Annotated in this window: 18 protein-coding genes; 7 read left to right on the top strand and 11 right to left on the bottom strand. The window is 65.3% G+C overall.

Annotation, left to right across the window (positions count from 1 at the left end; genetic code table 11):
• Positions 1-80 precede the first annotated feature (80 nt).
• On the bottom strand, positions 81-1,571 hold the full coding sequence (guaB, locus tag BRA471DRAFT_RS16605) for an IMP dehydrogenase (RefSeq protein ID WP_007609139.1): 1,491 nt from the start codon (positions 1,569-1,571) through the stop codon (positions 81-83).
• A gap of 263 nt (positions 1,572-1,834) precedes the next feature.
• On the opposite strand from guaB, the gene BRA471DRAFT_RS16600 reads away from it, so the two are divergent.
• The 3 genes from BRA471DRAFT_RS16600 (at position 1,835) to BRA471DRAFT_RS16590 (ending at position 4,106) form a co-directional block, all read left to right on the top strand.
• Positions 1,835-2,065, top strand: a complete 231-nt coding sequence (locus tag BRA471DRAFT_RS16600; protein WP_035974028.1) for a hypothetical protein — start codon at positions 1,835-1,837, stop codon at positions 2,063-2,065.
• The gene (locus BRA471DRAFT_RS16595) at positions 2,062-2,454 is read left to right on the top strand and encodes a type II toxin-antitoxin system VapC family toxin (RefSeq protein WP_007609137.1); all 393 of its coding nucleotides are present in this window, start codon (positions 2,062-2,064) and stop codon (positions 2,452-2,454) included. Before BRA471DRAFT_RS16600 ends, BRA471DRAFT_RS16595 begins: the two co-directional genes overlap by 4 nt.
• A gap of 161 nt (positions 2,455-2,615) precedes the next feature.
• The gene (locus tag BRA471DRAFT_RS16590; protein WP_007609135.1) at positions 2,616-4,106 is read left to right on the top strand and encodes an MFS transporter; all 1,491 of its coding nucleotides are present in this window, start codon (positions 2,616-2,618) and stop codon (positions 4,104-4,106) included.
• Positions 4,107-4,210: 104 nt separating this feature from the next.
• Here BRA471DRAFT_RS16590 and BRA471DRAFT_RS16585 read toward each other — a convergent pair whose 3' ends face one another.
• Both BRA471DRAFT_RS16585 and BRA471DRAFT_RS16580 read right to left on the bottom strand, forming a co-directional pair.
• The gene (locus tag BRA471DRAFT_RS16585) at positions 4,211-4,900 is read right to left on the bottom strand and encodes an RlmE family RNA methyltransferase (RefSeq protein ID WP_007609132.1); all 690 of its coding nucleotides are present in this window, start codon (positions 4,898-4,900) and stop codon (positions 4,211-4,213) included.
• 1 nt (position 4,901) lies between these two features.
• Complete coding sequence (locus BRA471DRAFT_RS16580) at positions 4,902-5,969, bottom strand: Ppx/GppA phosphatase family protein (protein WP_035974952.1); 1,068 nt, start codon at positions 5,967-5,969, stop codon at positions 4,902-4,904.
• Positions 5,970-6,180: 211 nt separating this feature from the next.
• On the opposite strand from BRA471DRAFT_RS16580, the gene BRA471DRAFT_RS16575 reads away from it, so the two are divergent.
• Positions 6,181-8,553: a xanthine dehydrogenase family protein molybdopterin-binding subunit gene (locus BRA471DRAFT_RS16575; protein ID WP_007609129.1), complete on the top strand. Its 2,373-nt coding sequence runs from the start codon at positions 6,181-6,183 to the stop codon at positions 8,551-8,553.
• A 170-nt stretch (positions 8,554-8,723) separates the two neighbouring features.
• Here BRA471DRAFT_RS16575 and BRA471DRAFT_RS16570 read toward each other — a convergent pair whose 3' ends face one another.
• Positions 8,724-9,524: a hypothetical protein gene (locus BRA471DRAFT_RS16570; RefSeq protein ID WP_007609127.1), complete on the bottom strand. Its 801-nt coding sequence runs from the start codon at positions 9,522-9,524 to the stop codon at positions 8,724-8,726.
• Positions 9,525-9,665: 141 nt separating this feature from the next.
• Here BRA471DRAFT_RS16570 and BRA471DRAFT_RS16565 point away from each other — a divergent pair, with 141 nt between their 5' ends.
• The 3 genes from BRA471DRAFT_RS16565 (at position 9,666) to BRA471DRAFT_RS16555 (ending at position 13,120) form a co-directional block, all read left to right on the top strand.
• Complete coding sequence (locus tag BRA471DRAFT_RS16565; RefSeq protein WP_007609125.1) at positions 9,666-10,163, top strand: YaiI/YqxD family protein; 498 nt, start codon at positions 9,666-9,668, stop codon at positions 10,161-10,163.
• 8 nt (positions 10,164-10,171) lie between these two features.
• Positions 10,172-11,977, top strand: a complete 1,806-nt coding sequence (locus tag BRA471DRAFT_RS16560) for an ABC-F family ATP-binding cassette domain-containing protein (protein ID WP_007609124.1) — start codon at positions 10,172-10,174, stop codon at positions 11,975-11,977.
• 63 nt (positions 11,978-12,040) lie between these two features.
• Entirely contained in the window at positions 12,041-13,120 is a 1,080-nt protein-coding gene (locus BRA471DRAFT_RS16555; protein WP_007609122.1) for an alanine racemase, read from the top strand.
• Between the two features lie 29 nt (positions 13,121-13,149).
• Here BRA471DRAFT_RS16555 and BRA471DRAFT_RS16550 read toward each other — a convergent pair whose 3' ends face one another.
• From BRA471DRAFT_RS16550 to BRA471DRAFT_RS16520, 7 genes are all read right to left on the bottom strand, one after another.
• Positions 13,150-14,376: a TIGR03862 family flavoprotein gene (locus BRA471DRAFT_RS16550; RefSeq protein WP_007609119.1), complete on the bottom strand. Its 1,227-nt coding sequence runs from the start codon at positions 14,374-14,376 to the stop codon at positions 13,150-13,152.
• Positions 14,373-15,290 (bottom strand): SDR family NAD(P)-dependent oxidoreductase, encoded by a 918-nt coding sequence (locus tag BRA471DRAFT_RS16545; RefSeq protein ID WP_007609117.1) that lies wholly within the window; start codon positions 15,288-15,290, stop codon positions 14,373-14,375. Before BRA471DRAFT_RS16545 ends, BRA471DRAFT_RS16550 begins: the two co-directional genes overlap by 4 nt.
• 291 nt (positions 15,291-15,581) lie before the next feature.
• A complete protein-coding gene (locus tag BRA471DRAFT_RS16540) occupies positions 15,582-16,061 on the bottom strand; it encodes a MaoC family dehydratase (RefSeq protein ID WP_007609115.1) in 480 nt (159 codons plus the stop codon).
• Complete coding sequence (locus BRA471DRAFT_RS16535) at positions 16,062-17,780, bottom strand: AMP-binding protein (RefSeq protein WP_007609113.1); 1,719 nt, start codon at positions 17,778-17,780, stop codon at positions 16,062-16,064.
• 132 nt (positions 17,781-17,912) lie between these two features.
• Entirely contained in the window at positions 17,913-18,800 is an 888-nt protein-coding gene (gene mmsB / locus BRA471DRAFT_RS16530; RefSeq protein WP_007609111.1) for a 3-hydroxyisobutyrate dehydrogenase, read from the bottom strand.
• A 28-nt stretch (positions 18,801-18,828) separates the two neighbouring features.
• Positions 18,829-19,896: an enoyl-CoA hydratase/isomerase family protein gene (locus BRA471DRAFT_RS16525; RefSeq protein ID WP_007609109.1), complete on the bottom strand. Its 1,068-nt coding sequence runs from the start codon at positions 19,894-19,896 to the stop codon at positions 18,829-18,831.
• Positions 19,893-21,038 (bottom strand): isobutyryl-CoA dehydrogenase, encoded by a 1,146-nt coding sequence (locus tag BRA471DRAFT_RS16520; RefSeq protein ID WP_007609108.1) that lies wholly within the window; start codon positions 21,036-21,038, stop codon positions 19,893-19,895. The genes BRA471DRAFT_RS16525 and BRA471DRAFT_RS16520 overlap by 4 nt, the downstream gene beginning before the upstream one ends.
• Positions 21,039-21,149: the final 111 nt, after the last annotated feature.

The following is a 21,149-nucleotide window of genomic DNA, read 5'->3' as shown; positions in this document are numbered from 1 at the left end:
GGTGGATGGGAATGAAGCAAACCCAACAGGCGCTGTCATGCCCCGGTCGAGCCAGGGCATGACAGCGGAATGTGGAGCGCCTAACCCCCGCCCGGATAGTTCGGCGCCTCGCGCGTGATGGTGACGTCGTGGACGTGGCTTTCGCGCAGGCCCGCGCCGGTAATGCGGACGAACTGGGCCTTGTCGTGCAGGTCCTTCATGTCCTTTGCGCCGACATAGCCCATCGCGGCGCGCAAGCCGCCCGCGAGCTGATGCATGACGTTGCCGACCGGGCCCTTGTAAGGCACCTGGCCTTCGATTCCTTCGGGCACGAGCTTGAGCGTGTCCTTGATGTCCTGCTGGAAGTAGCGGTCGGCCGAGCCGCGCGCCATCGCGCCGACCGAGCCCATGCCGCGATAGGCCTTGTAGGAGCGGCCCTGCCACAAGAACACTTCGCCTGGCGTCTCGTCGGTGCCGGCGAGCAGCGAGCCGACCATGGCGATGTCGGCACCGGCAGCAAGCGCCTTGGCAAGATCGCCGGAGAACTTGATGCCGCCGTCGGCGATGACGGGGATGTCGGACTTCTTCGCCGCCTCGACCGCATCCATGATCGCGGTGAGCTGCGGCACGCCGACGCCGGCGACGATGCGCGTGGTGCAGATCGAGCCCGGACCGATGCCGACCTTGATGCAGTCCGCGCCCGCATCGATCAGCGCCTGCGCGCCCTCCGAGGTCGCGACGTTGCCGGCAACGACCTGCACGGAATTGGACAGGCGCTTGATGCGGTTGACCGCATGGAGCACGTGACGGGAATGGCCGTGCGCGGTGTCGACCACGACGAGATCGACGCCCGCATCGATCAGCCGCTCGGTGCGCTCGAACCCGCTATCACCGACCGTGGTGGCGGCGGCGACGCGCAGGCGGCCCTGCGCGTCCTTGCAGGCCAGCGGATGGGCGACCGCCTTCTCCATGTCCTTCACGGTGACCAGGCCGACGCAACGATATTGCTCGTCGACCACGAGCAGCTTCTCGATGCGGTGCTGATGCAGCATCCGCCGCGCCTCGTCCTGGCTGACATTCTCGCGCACCGTGACGAGACCTTCATGCGTCATCAGTTCGGAGATTTTTTGCTGGCGGTCGGTGGCGAAGCGGACGTCGCGGTTGGTGAGAATGCCGACCAGCTTGCCCGGCGTGGACTTGCCCGCACCGGTGACAACCGGAATGCCCGAGATGCCGTGATCGCTCATCAGCTTGAGCGCGTCGTCCAGCGTGGCGTCGGGGCTGATGGTGAGCGGGTTCACCACCATGCCCGACTCGTAGCGCTTGACCTGCCGCACCTGGGCGGCCTGCCCTTCGGGATCGAAATTGCGGTGGATGACGCCGATGCCGCCGGCCTGCGCCATCGCGATCGCCATGCGGGCTTCGGTGACCGTGTCCATGGCGGAAGCCATGATCGGGATATTTAGCGGAATGGCGCGGGTGACACGGGAGCGGATGTCGACCTCGCCCGGCATGACGTCCGACAGGCCCGGCTTGAGCAGCACGTCGTCGAACGTGAGGGCTTCGCGAATGCCTTGTTGCACGGTGGCCATGTGCCAACTCCTTCCGCGGCCCTGCCGCAAATAGCTATGGATGAGCGCCGCCCTCGGCGTACCTTGCGGCAACGCCGGAGAATCGGAGCCCATCGGTGGGGTTGACGCGGGTCGATAGCACGGGCGGGCGACGAATCAAAGCAAATCGGACCGCCGGCCAGCCATGCACAGGTACTTTGGCAAATTCGCCGCGGATCAAAAGGCGCTGAGAAGCTGGGCTGAGACACTTTGACATGTGCAGCACATGTTTCTATGCTGATCGCATGACAACGATGATTCAGATCCGCAACGTCCCGGACGCCTTGCATCGTCGGCTGAAGTCGCGGGCTGCGCTGGCAGGCATGTCGCTGTCGGACTATCTGCTCAGCGAAATTCGGCAGGTGGCGGAACGGCCGACGCTCGACGAGTTGCGGGCGCGGTTGCGCAGCCGCACCGAAACCATGCCCTCGATCGCCCCGGCTGAAGCGGTTCGCGCGGAGCGTGATCGCGCGTGATTGTCGTCGATGCCTCGGCCCTGCTTGAAGTCCTTCTACGGACGCCCGCAGCGGCAACGGTGGAACAGCGGCTGTTCGCCCCTCATCAAACACTGCACGCCCCTCATTTGCTCGACGTCGAGGTCGCCCAAGTGATCCAGCGCTATGCCGCCAACAGGGAGATCAACGTCGAGCGTGGGCGTATGGCCCTCGCCGACTTGGCGGACCTGTCCCTGCGGCGATACCCCCACGATTTCCTTCTGCCGCGCATATGGGAGTTACGGAACAATCTGACTGCATATGACGCCACCTATGTCGCGCTGGCCGAGGCGCTCGATACACCACTGCTGACGCGCGACAGACGCTTGGCCGCGGCTCCCGGACATCACGCGCAGATCCAACTGGTGTAGTCCCATCGGGCGCCGCAGCGAGCACGTCACGCGTCCCGGCGCCCACCGTCGCCCTCGCAGAGAATTTAGGTGCCATGCGTCGATCCGCCATGGTCGCGGCCCCGTGGCGGTGATAAGCCGCAATTCTCGCCCTTCCTTCCGATTTTCATTGCCAATCCGTCATGGTCGACAAGCAACGCGTCATCCCGCTGATCGTGGCCACTGCTCTCTTCATGGAGAACATGGACTCGACGGTGATCGCCACGTCGCTGCCCGCGATTGCGGCCGACATCGGCACCAGCCCACTGACGCTCAAGCTCGCGATCACCTCCTATCTGCTGTCGCTTGCGGTGTTCATCCCGGCGAGCGGCTGGACCGCCGACCGGTTCGGCGCGCGCATGGTGTTTGCGATTGCCGTCGGCGTCTTCATGGTCGGCTCTGTCGGCTGCGCGCTCTCGACATCGGTCACCGATTTCGTCTTCGCGCGCATTCTGCAAGGCATGGGCGGGGCGATGATGACGCCGGTCGGGCGGCTCGTGCTGTTGCGGTCGGTCGACAAGAGTGCGCTGGTCAATGCCATGGCGTGGGTGACGGTCCCTGCCCTGATCGGCCCCGTGATCGGGCCGCCGCTCGGCGGCTTCATCACCACCTATGCGTCGTGGCACTGGATCTTCCTGATCAACATCCCGATCGGGCTGCTCGGCATCTTCATGGCCTTGCGCTTCATCGATCCCATCAAGAGCGAGGAACGAGAGCCGTTCGACCTCTACGGCATGGTGCTCGCCGGCCTCGGGCTCGCCGGCATTGCCTTCGGGCTGTCGGTTGCCGGACTCAATCTGCTGCCGTGGAGCACGGTTGCCGCCCTGGTCGTCGGCGGATCGATCTCGATGACGCTGTATGTCCTTCACGCGCGGCGAACGGGGTCGCCGGTGCTGGACTTCACGCTGCTGAGGCTGCCGACGCTACGCGCCGCCGTTCTCGGCGGCTTCATGTTCCGGCTCGGCATCGGCGCGCTGCCATTCCTGTTGCCGCTGCTGATGCAGATCGGCTTCGGCCTCTCGCCGTTCAAGTCCGGCCTCGTCACGTTTGGCTCCTCGCTCGGCGCCATGGGCATGAAGGCGCTGGCCGCACGCATCATCCGCGCCTTCGGCTTCCGCAACCTGATGACGGTGAACGCAATCATCAGTGCCGTCTTCCTCGCCGCCTGTGCGCTCTTCACCGTGACGACGCCGCTGCTGATCATCATGATCATCCTGGTGGTCGGCGGCTTCTTCCGTTCGCTCGAGTTCACCGCGATCAATACGGTCGCCTATGCCGAGGTCGAGCACGCGCAGATGAGCCGCGCCACCACACTCGTCAGCGTCAACCAGCAGCTCGCGGTCTCGGCCGGCGTCGCCGTCGGCGCCGCGTCCGTGGAGACGACGATGTGGCTCAGCCACGCCAGCGAGCTCAACGCCACCGTGTTCGCGCCGGCCTTCGTCGTGGTCGCCCTGACTTCGGCGGCGTCGAGCTGGTTCTTCTGGCAGATGCCCGCCGATGCCGGCCACGAAGTCTCCGGCCGCAAAGCGGTGGAGATCGCGAGCCGCAAAGGTGCTGGCAAGGGCGCGGCCAAGGCGGCCGTCAAGGCGGCGACCGAGGATACGCAGGACGTGAGGGATCAGCGGCTGGGGTAGCCCATCTCGTCATTGCGAGCGAAGCGAAGCAATCCAGAATCCCTCCGCGGAGACAGTCTGGGTTGCTTCGTCGCAAGAGCTCCTCGCAATGACGGAGTTTGTTGCTATTCCGTCGCCCCGCCCCGAAATCCCGTCGCCAGCACATAGCGCTCCGAGGAATCCGCACGGCTCGCGGCCGGCTTGACGTGACGCACCGTTGCGAAATCGCGCTTCAGTTGAGCGAGCAACTCGGCGTCGGCGCCGCTCTGGAACGCCTTCGCCAGGAAAGTCCCGCCCGGCTTCAGCACATCGCAGGCGAACGCGGCGGCGGTCTCGATCAGGCCGACGATGCGGAGCTGGTCGGTCTTGCGGTGACCGGTCGTGTTGGCAGCCATGTCGGACATCACGACGTCGGCACCGCCGCCGTCGAGCATGGCCTTGAGCTTGCCCGGCGCGTCATTGTCCATGAAGTCGAGCTGCGCGAACTCGACGCCGGCAATCTCGGGGATTTCCAGCAGGTCGATCGCGATGACCTTGCCCTTGCCGTCGACCGAGCCGACGCGCTTGGCGGCGATCTGGCTCCAGCCGCCCGGCGCCGCACCGAGATCGACCACCGCCATGCCGTGCTTCAGCAGCCGGTATTTGTCATCGATCTCGAGCAGCTTGAAGGCGGCGCGCGAGCGATAGCCCAGCGCCTTCGCCTTCACCACATAGGGGTCGTTGAGCTGCCGCTCCAGCCAGAGCTTCGACGACAATTTGCGCTTGCCGTGGGTCTTGACCTGGACGTGCAAGCGGCCGGTGGTGTCCTTGGCCATCTCACCAGCTCCTGAGCGCGCCGTCTTCGCGCATCATCTCGACCAGCATGCCTTCGCGCAGGCCCCGGTCGGCGACGCGCAGGCGTGGCAGGGGAAAGGCGCGGCGGATCGCGTCGAGGATGGCGCAGCCGGCCAGCACGAGATCGGCGCGCTCGATACTGATGCAGCTGTTGCCGGCGCGCTCCTCATAGCTCATGCCGAGCAGCTTGTTGATGGTCGCAGTGACGTCGGTATCGTTCATCCAGACGCTGTCGATGCGGCGGCGGTCGTAGCGCGCGAGATTGAGATGGATGCCGGCGAGCGTCGTCACAGTGCCGGATGTGCCCAGGAGATGCATGTCGGCGAGATCGCCGCCATGCTGTTCGGCGAACGGCGTGATGTGACGGGCGACCTCGCGCTCCATTGCGGCGTAGATCTCGGGCGTCACGTCGCGGCCCCCGAACTGCTCGGCCAGCGTGACCACACCGAACGGGATCGACATCCAGGCTTTGATGCGCGGCTCCGGATTTGCGGCGTCGCGCTCGATTCGCACCAGCTCGGTCGAGCCGCCGCCGATGTCGAACAGGATCGCGCCGCGCCCCCTGGGATCGACCAGCGGCGAGCAGCCGAGCACGGCGAGCGCCGCCTCGGTCTCGCGGTCGATCACCTCGAGCTCGATCCCGGTCTCGGCAGCGACGCGGCTGCGAAAGCCCTCGGCGTTCGAGGCAGCGCGGCAGGCTTCGGTGGCGATCAGCCGCAATCGCTTGGCTTTGCGCAGGTTGATCTTGTCGCGGCAGATCCCGAGCGCCACGATGGCGCGCTCGATCGCGGCCTCGCTGATGCACCCCGTCGCCGAGACGCCCTCGCCGAGCCGGATGATGCGCGAGAAGGAATCGACCACCCGAAAGCCGTCGTGGGTCGGACAGGCGATCAGGAGCCTGCAATTGTTGGTGCCGAGGTCGAGCGCCGCGTAGACGCCGGTTCCCGGCGCTTGCGCGCCGACGGCCGGTTCAGTGGCGAACGCCGCCGCCATCGACCCCAGCTCACCGTGCGGCGCAAGGCCGTCGCGGAGCCGCGTGTGGTCATTCATACAAACTGTCTTTCCGCGGCCGGTTAGGCCGAGCTGGAATTGCTTTTTCGCCTGAAACATTAGCAGCGCACCAATCCTGCGCAACAACACATCACATGGGACCATGCCCATTCGTGCGTTGTCGTGAACGGGCCGGTGGGTTATTTTTGAGGGGTCCGGTCCCCTAGGCGCCCCCCAAACCGCGCAATTGCCGGCTTTTCAGGTCAATTCCATGCAAGAACACACCAAATCCTCGACGCTCGAAAACGCTATTGCACTGCAAAAATATGGCGTCGGGCAGCCGGTCCGCCGCAAGGAGGACGATACCCTGGTGCGCGGCAAGGGCCGCTACACCGACGATTTCAACCTGCCGGGCCAGGCCCATGCCGTGATCGTCCGCTCGACCCATGCCCACGGCGCCATTCGCGGCATCAACATCGACGCCGCCAGGGCGATGCCGGGCGTGCTGGGGGTGTGGACCGGCAAGGACCTCGATGCGGCCGGCTACGGCCCCTTCACCTGCGGCCTGCCGCTGAAGAGCCGTGACGGCTCTCCCCTGCTCCAGACTAACCGCCAGCCGCTCGCAACCGACAAGGTCCGCTTCGTCGGCGATCCTGTCGCCTTCGTGGTGGCGGAGACGCTGGCCCAGGCGCGCGACGCGGCCGAGGCGGTCGAGCTCGATATCGACCCGTTGCCAGCGGTGACCGATCCCGAGGAAGCCGCAAAACCCGGCGCGCCGCAACTCTACGATCACATCCCGAACAATGTCGCGCTCGACTACCACTATGGCGACATCGAGAAGGTCAATGCGGCCTTCGCCAGCGCCGCTCACGTCACCAAGGTCGACATCGAGAACACCCGCGTCGCCGTGGTCTCGATGGAGCCGCGCGTCGGCCTTGCCTCCTACGACAAGAAGTCCGAGCGCTACACCATCCAGATGCCGACGCAGGGCGTCGCCGGCAACCGCGCCAACCTCGCCAAGAACCTGAAGGTGCCGAACGAGAAGGTGCGCATCCTCACCGCCAATGTCGGCGGCTCCTTCGGCATGAAGAACGTCAACTACCCCGAGTACATGTGCATCCTGTATGCGGCCAAGGAATTGGGACGGCCGGTAAAATGGCTGGACGAACGCTCGACCAGTTTCTTGTCCGACAGCCACGGCCGTGCGCAGAAGATTCACGCCGAGCTCGCGCTGGACGCCGAGGGGCATTTCCTCGCCGCCAAGCTCTCGGGCTACGGCAATCTCGGTGCCTACATCACCGGCGTTGCCCCCAGTCCGCTCTCGCTCAACACCAGCAAGAACTTTTCCAGCGTCTATCGCACACCGCTGATGGCCGTCGATATCAAGACGGTGCTGACCAACACCACGCTGATGGGCGCCTATCGCGGCGCGGGCCGGCCCGAGGCCAACTACTACATGGAGCGGCTGATCGACCGCGCCGCCGACGAGATGGGCATCAACCGGCTGACCTTGCGCAAGCGCAACTTCATCAAGCAGAACCAGATGCCGTTCGCCGCGTCCTCCGGCGTCACCTATGACAGCGGCGACTTCCAGGCTGTCTTCAACAAGGCGCTCGAAATCTCCGACCACGAGAATTTTGCCAAGCGCAAGAAGGAGAGCAAGAAGTCCGGCAAACTGCGTGGCATCGCCGTCGGTTCCTATCTGGAGGTGACCGCACCTCCCGGCGTCGAGCTCGGCAAGATCGTGTTCGATCCCGATGGCTCGGTGCAGCTCATCACCGGAACGCTCGATTACGGCCAGGGCCACGCGTCCGCATTCGCGCAGGTACTCTGCCAGCAGCTCGGCGTCCCCTTCGACAGCGTCAAGCTGGTGCAGGGCGACAGCGATATCGTCCACACCGGCAATGGCACCGGTGGCTCGCGCTCGATCACCGCGACCGGCATGGCGATCGTGGGCGCCGCCAAGCTCGTGATTGAAAAGGGCAAGCGCGCCGCCGCGCACATGCTCGAGGCATCCGAAGCCGACATCGAATTCGAAGGCGGCAGCTTTACGATCGCCGGCACCGACCGCAGCATCGACATCATGGAGCTCGCCAAGCGCCTGCACGACGGCAAGACCCCGGATGGCGTGCCCGACAGCCTCGACGTCGATCACACCAGCGAACCGGTGCCGTCGTCCTTCCCGAACGGCTGCCATGTCGCCGAGGTCGAGATCGACCCCGAGACCGGCGTCGTGCAGATCGTGCGCTACAGCGCGGTCAACGATTTCGGCACGGTGATCAACCCGCTGCTGGTCGCGGGCCAGCTCCATGGCGGCGTCGTCCAGGGCATCGGCCAGGCTCTCATGGAGCACGTCCGTTACGACGAGAGCGGCCAGCCGATCACGGGCTCGCTGATGGACTACGCCCTGCCGCGCGCCGAGGACGTTCCGAACATGACGGTCGGCGACCACCCGGTGCCGGCCACGACCAATCCACTCGGCAGCAAAGGCTGCGGCGAGGCCGGCTGCGCCGGCAGCCTGTCAACGGTCGTGAACGCGGTGATCGACGCGCTCTCCGACTACGGCATCAAGCACATCGACATGCCGCTGACGCCGGAGCGCGTGTGGCGGGCGATCCAGGATGCCAAGGGGAAAGCGGCGTAGCGCTGCCCATCTGCCTCCACAAGCTCACTGTCATCGCCCGGCTCGACCGGGCGATCCAGTACTCTGAGGCGGCAGTGATTTACGGAGAAGCCGCGGCGTACTGGATGCCCCGCCTTCGCGGGGCATGACACCGAGCTTGGAGCCGTGTACTTGCCTCTCTTCGCCCGTGCCTACGCCACCGCCTGCTCGCGCGGCTGGTAGATCGCGATGTGCTGGCAGTGCGCCAGCGGCGTCGTGCCGTTGGCAACCACCAGCGCGTCGAGCTCGACGAAGCGGTGGCCCTTCTTCTCGTAATTCGCGGTGACTTTTGCCCGCGCGGTGATCTCGTCACCGGAGCGTGCGGCCGACAACAATTGCATGCGGCTGCCGACATGGATCCAGGGGCCGAGGATCGTGTTGTCCACCAGCACGCGGTTCATGACGCGCTGGATCAGGCCGGGGTGGCCTAGCCCCTCGCCCGCGAAGATCGGATCGGTCTCACGGATGTCGGCGAGATAGTCGGCCGCATCCTGCCCGGCCCAGCGGCGCGGTGTCGTGCCGAGCCATTTGCCGGTCTCGAATGTTGCCGCGCTGACCGGCTTGCGCTCGGCAATCGCGGGGACCTCGACATAGTCGCTCAACGACACCGCAGTCGCAGTCGCCGGCAGCGACGCCGTGCCCGTTGCGCAGAGCTCGGTACGGCTGAACACCTCGATGGTGAGCAAGCCGTTGTGCTCGGTCGCATCGACGTCGGCGGTCTCGCCGTCATAGACCGGCTTGATGAAACGCGCCTCGATCAGCCCGCGCGACAGGAAATCTCGGCCCCAGCGCGCCACCGGCACATGCACCATGTAGGCGAAGACGTCGACGCCGGGGACCAGCCCGCCGGAAAATCCGAAGCGGCGCGCCACATTGTCGTCATGCATCTTGTTTTCGGATTGTTTGGCCGTGTTGTAGGCCTCGACGCGATAGGTTTCGAGCCGGTTCGGCATGGCTTGGCTTTCCCCAAATTCTTGTTGTTTCGGGCCGATCGTAGGCCCTGAGGAACCGGGGTCAATCCCCTCGCCTTTGCGATCCGAATGGGGTACCACGCGGCTGCTGCGGAACCGCTTCGCAAGCCCCATCTACGGACAATGACGAACCCTCAAAACACCACCCGCATCTATGTCGACGCCGACGCCTGTCCGGTGAAGGACGAGATCTATCGCGTCGCTGGCAGGCACGGCCTGCCCGTGAGCGTAGTCGCGGGCAATTTCATCCGCGTGCCCCAGGATCCGCTGATCGAGCGGGTCGCCGCGGGTGCCGGCATGGACGCGGCCGATGACTGGATCGCGGAACGCGCCGGGCCCGGCGATATCGTCATTACCTCGGATATTCCACTCGCGAGCCGCTGCGTGAAGGCCGGCGCCGATGTGATTGCGTCCAACGGCAAGGCGTTCACCGAGGAATCGATCGGGATGACGCTCGCGGTCCGCAACCTGATGACCGATTTACGCTCGGCCGGCGAAGTCACCGGCGGTCCGAAATCCTATTCACCGCGCGACCGCTCGACGTTTCTGTCGACACTCGACCAGACCATCCGCCGCATCCAGCGCCGCCGCGCCGACCAGGCCGCAACAAGACAGGACTGAGACACCGCATGGCGCCACCGCTGATTCAACTGCGCGATATCAAGCTGACCTTCGGCGGCACGCCGCTCCTGGCAGGCGTCGAACTGTCGGTTTCGACCGGCGAGCGCGTCTGTCTGATCGGCCGCAACGGGTCCGGCAAATCGACGCTGCTCAAGATCGCCGCCGGCCTGGTCGAACCGGATGGCGGCAGCCGTTTCGTGCAGCCCGGCGCTACCATCCGCTACCTGCCGCAGGAGCCGGATTTTTCCGGTTTCTCCACCACGCTGGCCTATGTCGAGGCCGGCCTCAATGCCGGCGACGACCACTATCAGGCGCGCTATCTGGTCGAGCAGCTCGGTCTCAGCGGCGAAGAAGATCCGGCGCATGTCTCCGGCGGCGAAGCGCGTCGCGCCGCGCTGGCGCGCGTGCTGGCGCCCTCACCCGACATCCTGCTGCTGGACGAGCCGACCAACCATCTGGATCTTCCGACCATCGAATGGCTGGAGGGCGAACTGGAAAGCCGCCGCTGCGCGCTGGTGATCATCAGCCACGATCGGCGCTTCCTGGGCAATCTCTCGCGCAGCACCGCCTGGCTCGACCGCGGCCAGATCCGGCAGATCGACCGCGGCTTCAGTGCCTTCGAGGCCTGGCGTGACGAGGTGCTCGCGGAGGAAGAGCGCGACCAGCACAAGCTCGACCGCAAGATCGTCAACGAGGAGCACTGGTTGCGTTACGGCGTCTCGGGCCGCCGCAAGCGCAACGTCAAGCGGCTGGGAAACCTGCACGCGCTGCGCGACCAGCGCCGCACCCATCGCGGCGCGACGGGCAACGCCAATCTCGCGGCTGCCGAGGCCGACAAATCCGGCAAGCTCGTCATCGAGGCCAAGGATATCAGCCGGTCCTATGGCGAGCGAAAGATCGTCGACGGCTTCTCGATCCGCGTCCAGCGCGGCGACCGTATCGGCATCGTCGGCCCGAATGGTGCCGGCAAGACCACGCTGATCGAGATGCTGACCGGCGGCAGCGCACCGGACAGCGGCAGCATACGGCTCGGTGCCAACATCGAGATGGCCACGCTCGACCAGCATCGGGAAAGTCTCGATCCGAAGACGACGCTGGCCGAGGCGCTCACCGGCGGCCGCGGCGACCATGTCATGGTCGGCGGCAAGCCGAAGCATGTCGTCAGCTACATGAAAGACTTCCTGTTCGCCCAGGAACAGATGCGCACGCCGTTGGAGGTGCTGTCGGGCGGCGAGCGCGGCCGGCTTATGCTGGCACGCGCGCTGGCAAAACCCTCCAACCTCCTGGTGCTGGACGAGCCGACCAACGACCTCGACCTGGAGACCCTCGACGTCCTCGAGGAGATGCTCAGCGACTATGAAGGCACCGTGATCCTGATCAGCCACGATCGCGATTTTCTCGACCGCGTGGTAACGTCTGTGATCGTGCCCGAGGGCAACGGACGCTGGCTCGAATACGCCGGCGGTTATACCGACATGCTGGCCCAGCGCGGCGCCGACGTGAAGCGCGCGACAGCGAAGGCCGTCGAAGAGACGAGAGAGCAGCGATCAGTTGCGCCGTCCGGCGGCGCGAGACGGCGGTTGACTTTCAACGAGCAACACGCGCTGGAGACGCTGCCCAAGACCATCGCCAAGCTGCAGGCCGAAATCGCCAAGCAGCAGCGCTTCCTTGACGACCCCGATCTCTTCCGAAAGGATCGCAAGCGCTTCGACCAGGCATCCGACGCTCTGACGAAGGCGCAAAAGGAACTGGCCGAGGCCGAGGACAAATGGCTGGAGCTCGAAGTGCGGCGCGAAGAGATTGAACAGGCCTAGCGTGCATTCGCAAAAGTGGGCACCGCTTTTGCAAACGGAATGCGCGCCAACTCAGAGACTTCCATGACAACGACCCTTGCCGCCAAGATCGCCCGCGAATACGGCACGCCCTGCGCCGTCATCGACATGGACAAGGTCGAGCGCAACATCGCGCGGATCCAGAAGGCCTGCGATGACGCCGGGATCGCCAACCGGCCTCACATCAAGACGCACAAGAACCCGACGATCGCGAAGATGCAGATCGCTGCCGGTGCCAAGGGCATCACCTGCCAGAAGCTCGGTGAAGCCGAGATCATGGCCAATGCCGGCATCGATGACATCCTGATCAGCTACAACCTGCTCGGCGAAGAGAAGATGGCGCGGTTAGGGGCGCTGCAGGCGAAGGCGAACATGACGGTCGCCGCTGACAATTCGACCGTCGTTGCCGGCCTGCCCAAGGCCGCCGCGGCCTCAGGCCGACCGCTGTCGGTCGTGGTCGAATGCGACACAGGACGCAAGCGCGCCGGCGTCGAAACGCCCGCCGAGGCGATTGCGCTGGCGCAAGAGATTGCTGCATCCAAGGGACTGCAATTCGCTGGCTTCATGATGTATCCGACCGAGACCGGCTGGGTGGACGCGCAAAAATTCTATGACGAAGCTCTGGCCGGCGTGCGCGCGCACGGGCTGGATGCAAAAATCGTCTCGACCGGCGGAACGCCGAACCTGAAGAATCTCGGCAAGCTCAAGGGCGGCACCGAGCACCGCTTCGGCACCTACATCTATAACGACCGCATGCAGGTCGCGGCGGGCGTCGCCACCTGGGATGACTGCGCGCTGCACATCTATTCGACGGTGGTCAGCCGCGCCGCGCCTGAGCGCGGCATCCTCGACGCGGGCTCGAAGACTCTGACGACGGACACCGGCGGCCTCGACGGCCACGGCCTCATCCTCGAGCACCCCGAAGCGAAGATCGCACGCTTCGCCGAAGAGCACGGCTTCCTCGACCTCTCCCGCAGCAACACCCGGCCCAATGTCGGCGACGTCGTGCGGGTCGTGCCCAATCATGTCTGCGTCGTCGTCAACATGATGGACGAAGTGGTGATGGTGCGCGGTGAGGAGATCATCGGCACGCTGCCGGTGGCGGCACGGGGAAAACTGAGGTAGGGCTCCGTGGGATGGGTGGAGCGTGCGCTCTACCCGTCCTTCAGGGCGAGCCGTCGCAACACGCCCCTGCCCGCCGCAGCCCCCGTCGCGAACGAGGCCTGAAGCAAATAGCCACCGGTCGGCGCCTCCCAGTCCAGCATCTCACCGGCCGCGAACACGCCCGGCAGCTTGCGGATCATGAAGTCCGAGTCGAGTTCATCGAGAGAAATCCCGCCGGCGCTGGAGATCGCGCGCGCGATCGGCGCTACGCCCGTGAGCTTGATCGGCACGGCGTTAATGAGCTCCGCCAAACCTTCGGCCGACACGGCCGACAACGACTGGCCGGCACTGATGGCGGCTTCCTGCAACAGCCCGACTGCGACCGGCGACAGCTGCGCAGCCTTGCGCAGGAAGTTGGAGAACGATTGCTTGCCGCGCGATGCGGACAGGCGTTTGACGAGTTCGCCATGATCGACATCCGGCCGCAAGGCGACATGCAGGACCGCTTCGCCGTTCGCCGCGATCGCCTCGCGCAGTTCGGCCGACAGCGCATAGATCGCCCCGCCCTCGATCCCGCCGCTTGTGATCATGGCCTCGCCGCGCGCCCGGTGTGGGCCGAAGGACAGCGTAATGCCCTTGAGTGGCTGGCCTTCGAAGCGCGTGCGGAAGATTTCGGACCATGCGACTGTGAAGCCGGAGTTCGCTGGCCGCAGCGTCGAGATCGCAACGCCTTTGTCGGCCAGGATCGTCGTCCAGCCGCCATCGGAGCCTAGTCGCGGCCAGCTGGCGCCGCCGAGTGCCAGCACTGTGGCGTCCGCGGCGACGGTAGCGCCGCTGCCGGGCGGGTCAAAGACCAGCCGTCCGTCCCGGTCCCAGCCCATCCAGCGCTGCCGAAAGGCAAAGCGCACGCCGGCAGCATCGAGGCGCCGCAGCCACGCCCGCAGCAATGGCGATGCCTTGAACGCTTTCGGAAACACACGCCCGCTGGAGCCGACAAAGGTCGGCTCGCCCAGCGCCTCGCTCCAGGCACGCAGCGAGTCAGGCGAAAACGCTTCGATCGCAGCCTGCAGTCTCGGCGCCGCCTCGCGATAGCGCGTGATGAACTGCGGCAGCGGTTCGCTGTGGGTGAGATTGAGTCCGCCGCGGCCGGCCATCAGGAATTTGCGGCCCGCGGATGGCATGGAATCGTAGACGGTGACACGAGCACCGCCCTGCGCGAGCACTTCGGCCGCCATCAGCCCAGCAGGGCCGGCGCCGATGACGGCGACCGCTGTCAGAGCTTTACCCCGGCACGCGCGGCGGCCTGCGCCACGTATTTCTGCGTCTGCTCGAACGCCCCCTGCAGCGCCTTCGCCTTCGACATGTCGCTGATCTCTGCGAAATGCTCCGCGACCGCATCCGGGGTCCACTCGGACTCCGGCAGGTTGATGCCTTCGCTCTCGACGATCTTGATCACCGCGAACGAGCCGGCGCCAGCGCCCATGATGGTGCGGGTCGGCGCATCCTCGCTCAGCATGTACTCGACCGCTGGCGTGATCGCGTTCGGCTTCATCAACTGCAGCGCCTGCGGCGGCAGCAACTCTTCCGTCATGCGGGTTGCTGCCGTCGGCGAGATAATGTTGACGCGGATGTCGGACTTGCGGCCCTCTTCCGCCAGCACGTTCATCAGGCCGACCATGCCGGACTTGGCTGCTCCGTAATTGGCCTGGCCGAAATTGCCGTAGAGGCCGGAGGACGACGTCGTCAGCACGATGCGGCCGTAGTTGCGATCGCGCATGCCGGCCCAGGCCGCCTTGCAGCAATAGAAGGTGCCGACGAGGTGCACGTCGAGCACCTTCTGGAAATCGGCCGCTTCCATCTTGCCGAACGACTTGTCGCGCAAAATGCCGGCATTGGCACACAAGAGATCGACGCTGCCCCATTCCTTGGTGGCGCGCTCGACCATCGCGGTGACCTGCTCGAAATTGGAGACGTCGGCGCCGTCGGCCATGGCGATGCCACCGGCCTTGCGGATCTCCTCGACCACGGCTTCCGCCGGCGAGAGCGAGCCGCCGCTGCCGTCGCGCGCGCCACCGAAATCGTTGACGACCACTTTGGCGCCACGGCTGGCCAATCCCAGCGCATGCGCGCGCCCCAGACCATTCCCCGCGCCGGTGACGATGGCGACGCGTCCGTCGAACCTGATTGCCATTGTGCTTCCTTGTGCTGTCTTCCTTTCTCCCCTTCTGGGAGAAGGTGGCATAGGCGGCCAACGGCCGCCGTTCCTAGTTAAAACGCCAACGCGTAGCGTTGGCTACGGCGCCGGATGAGGGGTCTGTCTCGGCAGATGAGCGTGTGGAAAGATACCCCTCACCCGGCTTCATCTCGCTCCGCTCGATTTCGCCACCCTCTCCCGCAAGGGGAGAGGGTGCACCGAGCGCGATTTGAACGGCTTTTGAGCAGCGATGGGTTGCCGGGTCAAGTCCGGCAGGAACGGCTCGCCTCAGGCGAAATAGATCAACCCCAGCCACTCCGCGACCAGCGCGGGCTTGTCCTCACCTTCGATCTCCACGGTGACGTTGGTGCGCGACTGCAATTCATTCGGCTTGCGCAGCTTCGCTTCCGCCAGCACGAAACGACCGCGAACGCGTTTTCCCGAGCGCACCGGCGAGATGAAACGCAACTTGTCGAAACCGTAATTGACGCCCATCGTGGTGCCCGCGATGACGGGCATCACCTCGTACGACATGATCGACAGCAGCGACATCGTGAGGAAACCGTGCGCGATGGTGGTGCCGAACGCCGTCTCCTTCTTCGCACGCTCCGGGTCGACGTGAATGAACTGGTGATCCTCGATCACGTCGGCATAGGTGTCGATGCGGGGCTGATCGACCAGGTGCCACGACGACACCCCGATCTCCTTGCCGACCATGGCCTGATAGGCGTCCAAGGAAATCGGCGGCTTCTTCCAGACTTCGTTCACTTAGGTCTCGCTCCGTGTTTTCGGCAGTTCCGGAAAATCCTCTTCGCGGAATTCCCGACCGCGCAGGGGATCGTTGCGGTCGTCGTCGCGCTCGAGACGTCTGAGCTGAACGCGGCGGATCTTTCCCGAGATTGTCTTCGGCAGCTCCGTCACGATCTCGAGGCGGCGGATGCGCTTGAACGGCGCCAGGCGCGCGTGCAGATGCCTGAAGATGGAGAGCGCGGTTTCCGGCGAGCGCTCCGCGCCGGATGTCAGCAGCACGAAGGCCTTGGGAATCGCCAGCCGGATCGGATCCGGGCTCGGCACCACGGCGGCTTCCGCGACGAGCTCGTGCTCGAGCAACACGCTCTCGAGTTCGAACGGGCTGATGCGATAGTCGGAGGATTTGAACACGTCGTCGGAGCGGCCGACGAAGGTGAGATAGCCATCATCGTCCTCGAACACGACGTCGCCGCTGCGATAAAGCTCGCCTTCGGCCCCGGACAGTTCACCGTTGTCGCCTTGATAGCCCTGCATCAGGCCGGCGGGGCGGTTTTCGCCGAGCACCAGAGCCACCTCGCCCTCCTTGGCCGGATGACCATCGGCGTCGCTGACCTGCACGCGATAGCCCGGCAGCGGCCGGCCCATCGAGCCGATCTTGATCTTTTGCCCCGGCGAGTTGCCGGCGAGCGCTGTCGTTTCCGTCTGCCCGTAACCATCGCGGATGGTGAGGCCCCAGGCGGCCTGCACCTGGTCGATCACTTCCGGATTGAGCGGCTCGCCCGCGCCGCAGACCTCGCGCAAGGCCACCTTGAATGACGACAGGTTCTCCTGGATGAACAGCCGCCACACCGTCGGCGGCGCGCACAGCGTGGTGACGCCGCAGCGGCCGATGGTGGCAAGCAGGCCCTTGGCGTCGAAGCGCGGCTGGTTGAGCACGAACACGGTCGCGCCCGCGTTCCACGGCGCGAAGAAGCAGCTCCAGGCGTGCTTGGCCCAGCCGGGCGAGGAGATGTTGAGATGGACGTCGCCGGGCTTCAACCCGATCCAGTACATGGTCGAGAGATGGCCGACGGGGTAACTGCGCTGGCTGTGCCGCACCAGCTTCGGCTTTGCGGTTGTGCCCGAGGTGAAATAGAGCAGCATGGGGTCATCGGCGTTGGTCGGGCCGTCGGCTGCAAAGCTCTCCGCCGCCTTTGCCGCCTCATCATAGGAAAGCCAGCCATCGGAAGCCTCGCCCACGACAATGCGGACGATATTGTCGGCGCCAAGGCTTGCGAACTTCGCAACCTGGTCCTGCGCTGCCACCACCGCCTTCGCCTTGCCGCGATCGAGCCGGTCGTGGAGCTCGTCGGCGGTGAGCAGCGTCGTTGCGGGAATCACGACGACGCCAAGCTTGATCGCCGCCAGCATTGTCTCCCACAGCGGAACGACATTGCCGAGCAGCAGCAGGAGATGATCGCCGCGCCTCAAGCCTTGCGCACGGAGGAAATTCGCGACCTGGTTGGAGCGGCGCGACAACGCCGCGAACGAGAGCTTGGTCTGCCGGTCCTGCGCGGCATCGACGATCCAGAGCGCAGGACGATCCTTGCTGTCCGCATTCGCCGCCAGCTCGGCGTCGAACCAGTCGAGCGCCCAGTTGAAGGGAACCGGATCGGGCCAGCGGAAGCCCTTGACCGCTGTCTCGTAGTCCGTGCGGTTATGAAGTAGAAACGCGCGCGCTTCCTGAAATGTCGTCATGGTGAGAGCCCGTCGAATTGACCTTCGAGCGTAGCCCGGATGGAGCGAAGCGCAATCCGGGGCCAGCTAGGCAATTGGAAGCGGCTGTCCCGGATTTCTCTTCGCTCCATCCCGGCTACGAGCAAAGCATCGCTATTTCTCAGCGAGGCTGCGAACGTGCTTGATAATTCCGGAAAAATCCACCCCGCCGTGGCCGGCTGCGTCGAATGACTGATAGATTTCCTGCGCATGCTTGCCGAGCGGCGTCGCCGCGCCCGCGGCCTTGGCGGCGTCCTGCGCCAGCGTCAGATCCTTCACCATCAGCGCCGAGGCAAAGCCCGGCTTGTAGTCGTTGTTGGCGGGCGAGGTCGGCAATGGCCCGGGCACCGGGCAATAGGTGGTCAGCGACCAGCACTGGCCCGACGAGGTCGAGGCGACGTCGAACAGCGCCTGGTGCGAGAGCCCGAGCTTCTCGGCCAGCGCGAACGCCTCGCTCACGGCGATCATGGAAATGCCGAGGATCATGTTGTTGCAGATCTTTGCCGCTTGGCCCGCGCCGGCACCGCCGCAATGCACGATCTTCTTGCCCATGTTCTCCAGCACGGGCTTTGCCGCTGCGAACGCGTTGTCCTCGCCGCCGCACATGAAGGTGAGCGTCGCACCCTTGGCGCCGCCGGTGCCGCCGGAGACCGGCGCGTCGACCGAAAGCACCCCGTGCTTGGCCGCCAGCGCATGCGCCTGGCGCGCGCTCTCGACGTCGATGGTGGAGGAGTCGATGATCAACGCGCCCTTGGTCATCACAGGAACGACCTCGCCCCACACGCCGAGCACATGCTTGCCGGCCGGCAGCATGGTGACGACCACATCGGCGCCTTTCACGGCGCCCGCCGCGCTCTCGGCGATGCCGGCACCGTCGGCCTTGGCCTGGTTGCGGGAGGCCTCGGCGAGGTCGAAAGCGACGACCTTGTGGCCGGCCTTGACCAGATTGGCGGCCATTGGACCGCCCATGTTGCCGAGACCGATGAATGCGATCGTGGCCATCTTGGTTTCCTCCGCTTCAAAGACGTTGTTAATTGAACTTCAGTTCGTCGGCGCCGATCTCGGCGAGATACTGCGCGAGCATGTCCGGCGTGACGTCCTCGATCCGCGACGGCGACCAGGTCGGATTGCGGTCCTTGTCGATCACGGCGGCACGCACGCCTTCGCGAAAGTCGTCGCTGTGGAAGACTTCCAGCGCAGCGCGATATTCGCGCACCAGGCATTCTTCCAGGCTGGACGCGGTGCGCGCGAGCCGCAGCAACTTGAGCGTCACCACCATGCCGCGCGGCGATTTTTCGTTGAGCGTCTTCAATGTCGTGAGCGCGAACTCGGAACCGTCACGCTTGAGCGCGGCAAAGATGTCTTCCATGCGGTCGAAGCCGAACAGTGCGTCGATCGCCGGCTCCCTTGCGGCGACCGGCCCCACGGTCTCCCCCGTCGCAAAACCTTTGATGAGCTTGCTGACATCGGCCGCGGTGATGCCCAGGCGAACCTTGGTCAGCGCGTCGCGCAACTCCGGCCATTTGGCCGCCGGCACCACCGCGTCGGCAAACCTCGCGTGGATCGCATCGGGGCCGTTCATGGTCTGGCCAGTCAGGCCGAAATAAGTGCCGATCTCGCCCGGCGAGCGTGACAACAGCCAGGTGCCGCCGACGTCGGGAAAGAAACCGAGCCCGACCTCGGGCATCGCGAGCCTGGTGCGGTCGGTCACGATTCGATGGCTCGCATGGGCCGAGAGTCCGACGCCGCCCCCCATCACGATGCCGTCCATGAAGGCGACATAGGGTTTTGGGAATTTCTTGATCCGGGCATTGAGGATGTACTCTTCCCGCCACAGGATCTTGCCGAGGTCACCGTCGACCTTCGAGCTCTCCCAGAGCGCACGAATGTCGCCGCCGGCACACAGGCCGCGCTCGCCGGCACCTTCCAGCACGATCACGGCAATGGCGGGGTCGGCTTCGAAGCGGTCGAGCGCCTTGTCGATGTCGCGAAACATCTCCAGCGTCACCGCATTGATTGCCTTCGGACGGTTGAGCCTGACAATGCCGGCCGCGCCCTCGACCCGCGCGACCAGGTCGCCCTCCTGCGCTCCACTCATCGCGCGCCCTCGATCAATTTGCGCGCCACGATCAGCCGCATGATTTCATTGGTGCCTTCGAGGATCTGGTGCACGCGCAAATCGCGCACGATCTTCTCAATGCCATATTCGCTGAGATAGCCGTAGCCGCCATGAAGCTGGAGCGCCTGGTTGGCGACCTCGAAGCCGACATCGGTGCCGAAACGCTTGGCCATCGCACAGAGCATGGTGGCATCCGGATCCTTGCGATCCAGCGCGGCGGCGGCGCGCCATAGGAAGGTGCGCGCGGCCTCGAGCTCGATCGCCATGTCGGCAAGCTTGAATTGCAACGCCTGGAATTCGTCGAGACGTTTTCCAAACGCCTTGCGCTCCTTCATGTAGGCGCGCGCCTTGTCGAGCGCGGTCTTCGCGCCGCCGAGCGAGCAGGCCGTGATGTTGAGGCGCCCGCCGTCGAGGCCCGCCATCGCGATCTTGAAGCCGACGCCCTCCTCGCTCAGCCGGTTGGCAACCGGCACGCGGGCGTTCTCGAAGATCACGGCGCGGGTCGGCTGCGCGTTCCAGCCCATCTTGCGCTCGTTGGCGCCGAACGAGACGCCCGGCGTCTTGCCGTCGATCACAAGCGTCGAGATACCGCCCGGGCCATCGCCGCCGGTGCGGACCATCGCCACCAAGAGATCAGTGCCGCCGGCACCGGAGATGAACTGCTTCTGACCGTTGAGGACGTAATGATCGCCCTCGCGCATGGCACGGGTGCGGAGCGCTGCCGCGTCTGAACCGGCGCCGGGCTCCGTCAGGCAGTAGCTCGCAATCAGCTCCATGGTGCAGAGCTTGGGCAACCATGTGTGGCGTTGGGTGTCGCTGCCGTAGGCATCGATCATCCAGGACGCCATGTTGTGGATGGAGATGAAGGCCGAGGTGGTCGGACAGCCTGTCGCCAGCGCCTCGAAGATCAGCGCCGCGTCGAACCGCGTCATGGCGGAGCCGCCGACATCCTCGCGGATGTAGATGCCGCCCATCCCGAGCGTGGCGGCCTCGCGCATGACCTCGACGGGAAAATGTTTCTCCTCGTCCCAGCGCAGCGCGTGCGGCGCGATCCTTTCCGCCGCAAACGCCAACGCCATGTCGCGAACCGCGATCTGATCCTCGTTCAGAGCGAACTGCATGATGGGCTGCTCATTTTTACTCGTCATTGCGAGCGAAGCGAAGCAATCCAGACCGCCTCCGCGGAAAGATGCTGGATTGCTTCGTCGCTGCGCTCCTCGCAATGACGGCCG

Origin of the sequence: Bradyrhizobium sp. WSM471, from assembly GCF_000244915.1 — a bacterium.
Lineage (GTDB): Bacteria > Pseudomonadota > Alphaproteobacteria > Rhizobiales > Xanthobacteraceae > Bradyrhizobium.
Note: the sequence above shows the minus strand (reverse complement) of the source record. Positions and strands in the feature narration are given on the sequence as shown.

What these genes read in the sequence shown, in the direction of transcription:
- guaB (WP_007609139.1), bottom strand. Translation starts at nt 1,571, where the DNA reads ATGGCCACCGTGCAACAAGGCATTCGCGAAGCCCTCACGTTCGACGAC.
- BRA471DRAFT_RS16600 (WP_035974028.1), top strand. Translation starts at nt 1,835, where the DNA reads ATGACAACGATGATTCAGATCCGCAACGTCCCGGACGCCTTGCATCGT.
- BRA471DRAFT_RS16590 (WP_007609135.1), top strand. Translation starts at nt 2,616, where the DNA reads ATGGTCGACAAGCAACGCGTCATCCCGCTGATCGTGGCCACTGCTCTC.
- BRA471DRAFT_RS16585 (WP_007609132.1), bottom strand. Translation starts at nt 4,900, where the DNA reads ATGGCCAAGGACACCACCGGCCGCTTGCACGTCCAGGTCAAGACCCAC.
- BRA471DRAFT_RS16580 (WP_035974952.1), bottom strand. Translation starts at nt 5,969, where the DNA reads ATGAATGACCACACGCGGCTCCGCGACGGCCTTGCGCCGCACGGTGAG.
- BRA471DRAFT_RS16575 (WP_007609129.1), top strand. Translation starts at nt 6,181, where the DNA reads ATGCAAGAACACACCAAATCCTCGACGCTCGAAAACGCTATTGCACTG.
- BRA471DRAFT_RS16570 (WP_007609127.1), bottom strand. Translation starts at nt 9,524, where the DNA reads ATGCCGAACCGGCTCGAAACCTATCGCGTCGAGGCCTACAACACGGCC.
- BRA471DRAFT_RS16565 (WP_007609125.1), top strand. Translation starts at nt 9,666, where the DNA reads ATGACGAACCCTCAAAACACCACCCGCATCTATGTCGACGCCGACGCC.
- BRA471DRAFT_RS16560 (WP_007609124.1), top strand. Translation starts at nt 10,172, where the DNA reads ATGGCGCCACCGCTGATTCAACTGCGCGATATCAAGCTGACCTTCGGC.
- BRA471DRAFT_RS16555 (WP_007609122.1), top strand. Translation starts at nt 12,041, where the DNA reads ATGACAACGACCCTTGCCGCCAAGATCGCCCGCGAATACGGCACGCCC.
- BRA471DRAFT_RS16545 (WP_007609117.1), bottom strand. Translation starts at nt 15,290, where the DNA reads ATGGCAATCAGGTTCGACGGACGCGTCGCCATCGTCACCGGCGCGGGG.
- BRA471DRAFT_RS16535 (WP_007609113.1), bottom strand. Translation starts at nt 17,780, where the DNA reads ATGACGACATTTCAGGAAGCGCGCGCGTTTCTACTTCATAACCGCACG.
- mmsB (WP_007609111.1), bottom strand. Translation starts at nt 18,800, where the DNA reads ATGGCCACGATCGCATTCATCGGTCTCGGCAACATGGGCGGTCCAATG.
- BRA471DRAFT_RS16525 (WP_007609109.1), bottom strand. Translation starts at nt 19,896, where the DNA reads ATGAGTGGAGCGCAGGAGGGCGACCTGGTCGCGCGGGTCGAGGGCGCG.
- BRA471DRAFT_RS16520 (WP_007609108.1), bottom strand. Translation starts at nt 21,038, where the DNA reads ATGCAGTTCGCTCTGAACGAGGATCAGATCGCGGTTCGCGACATGGCG.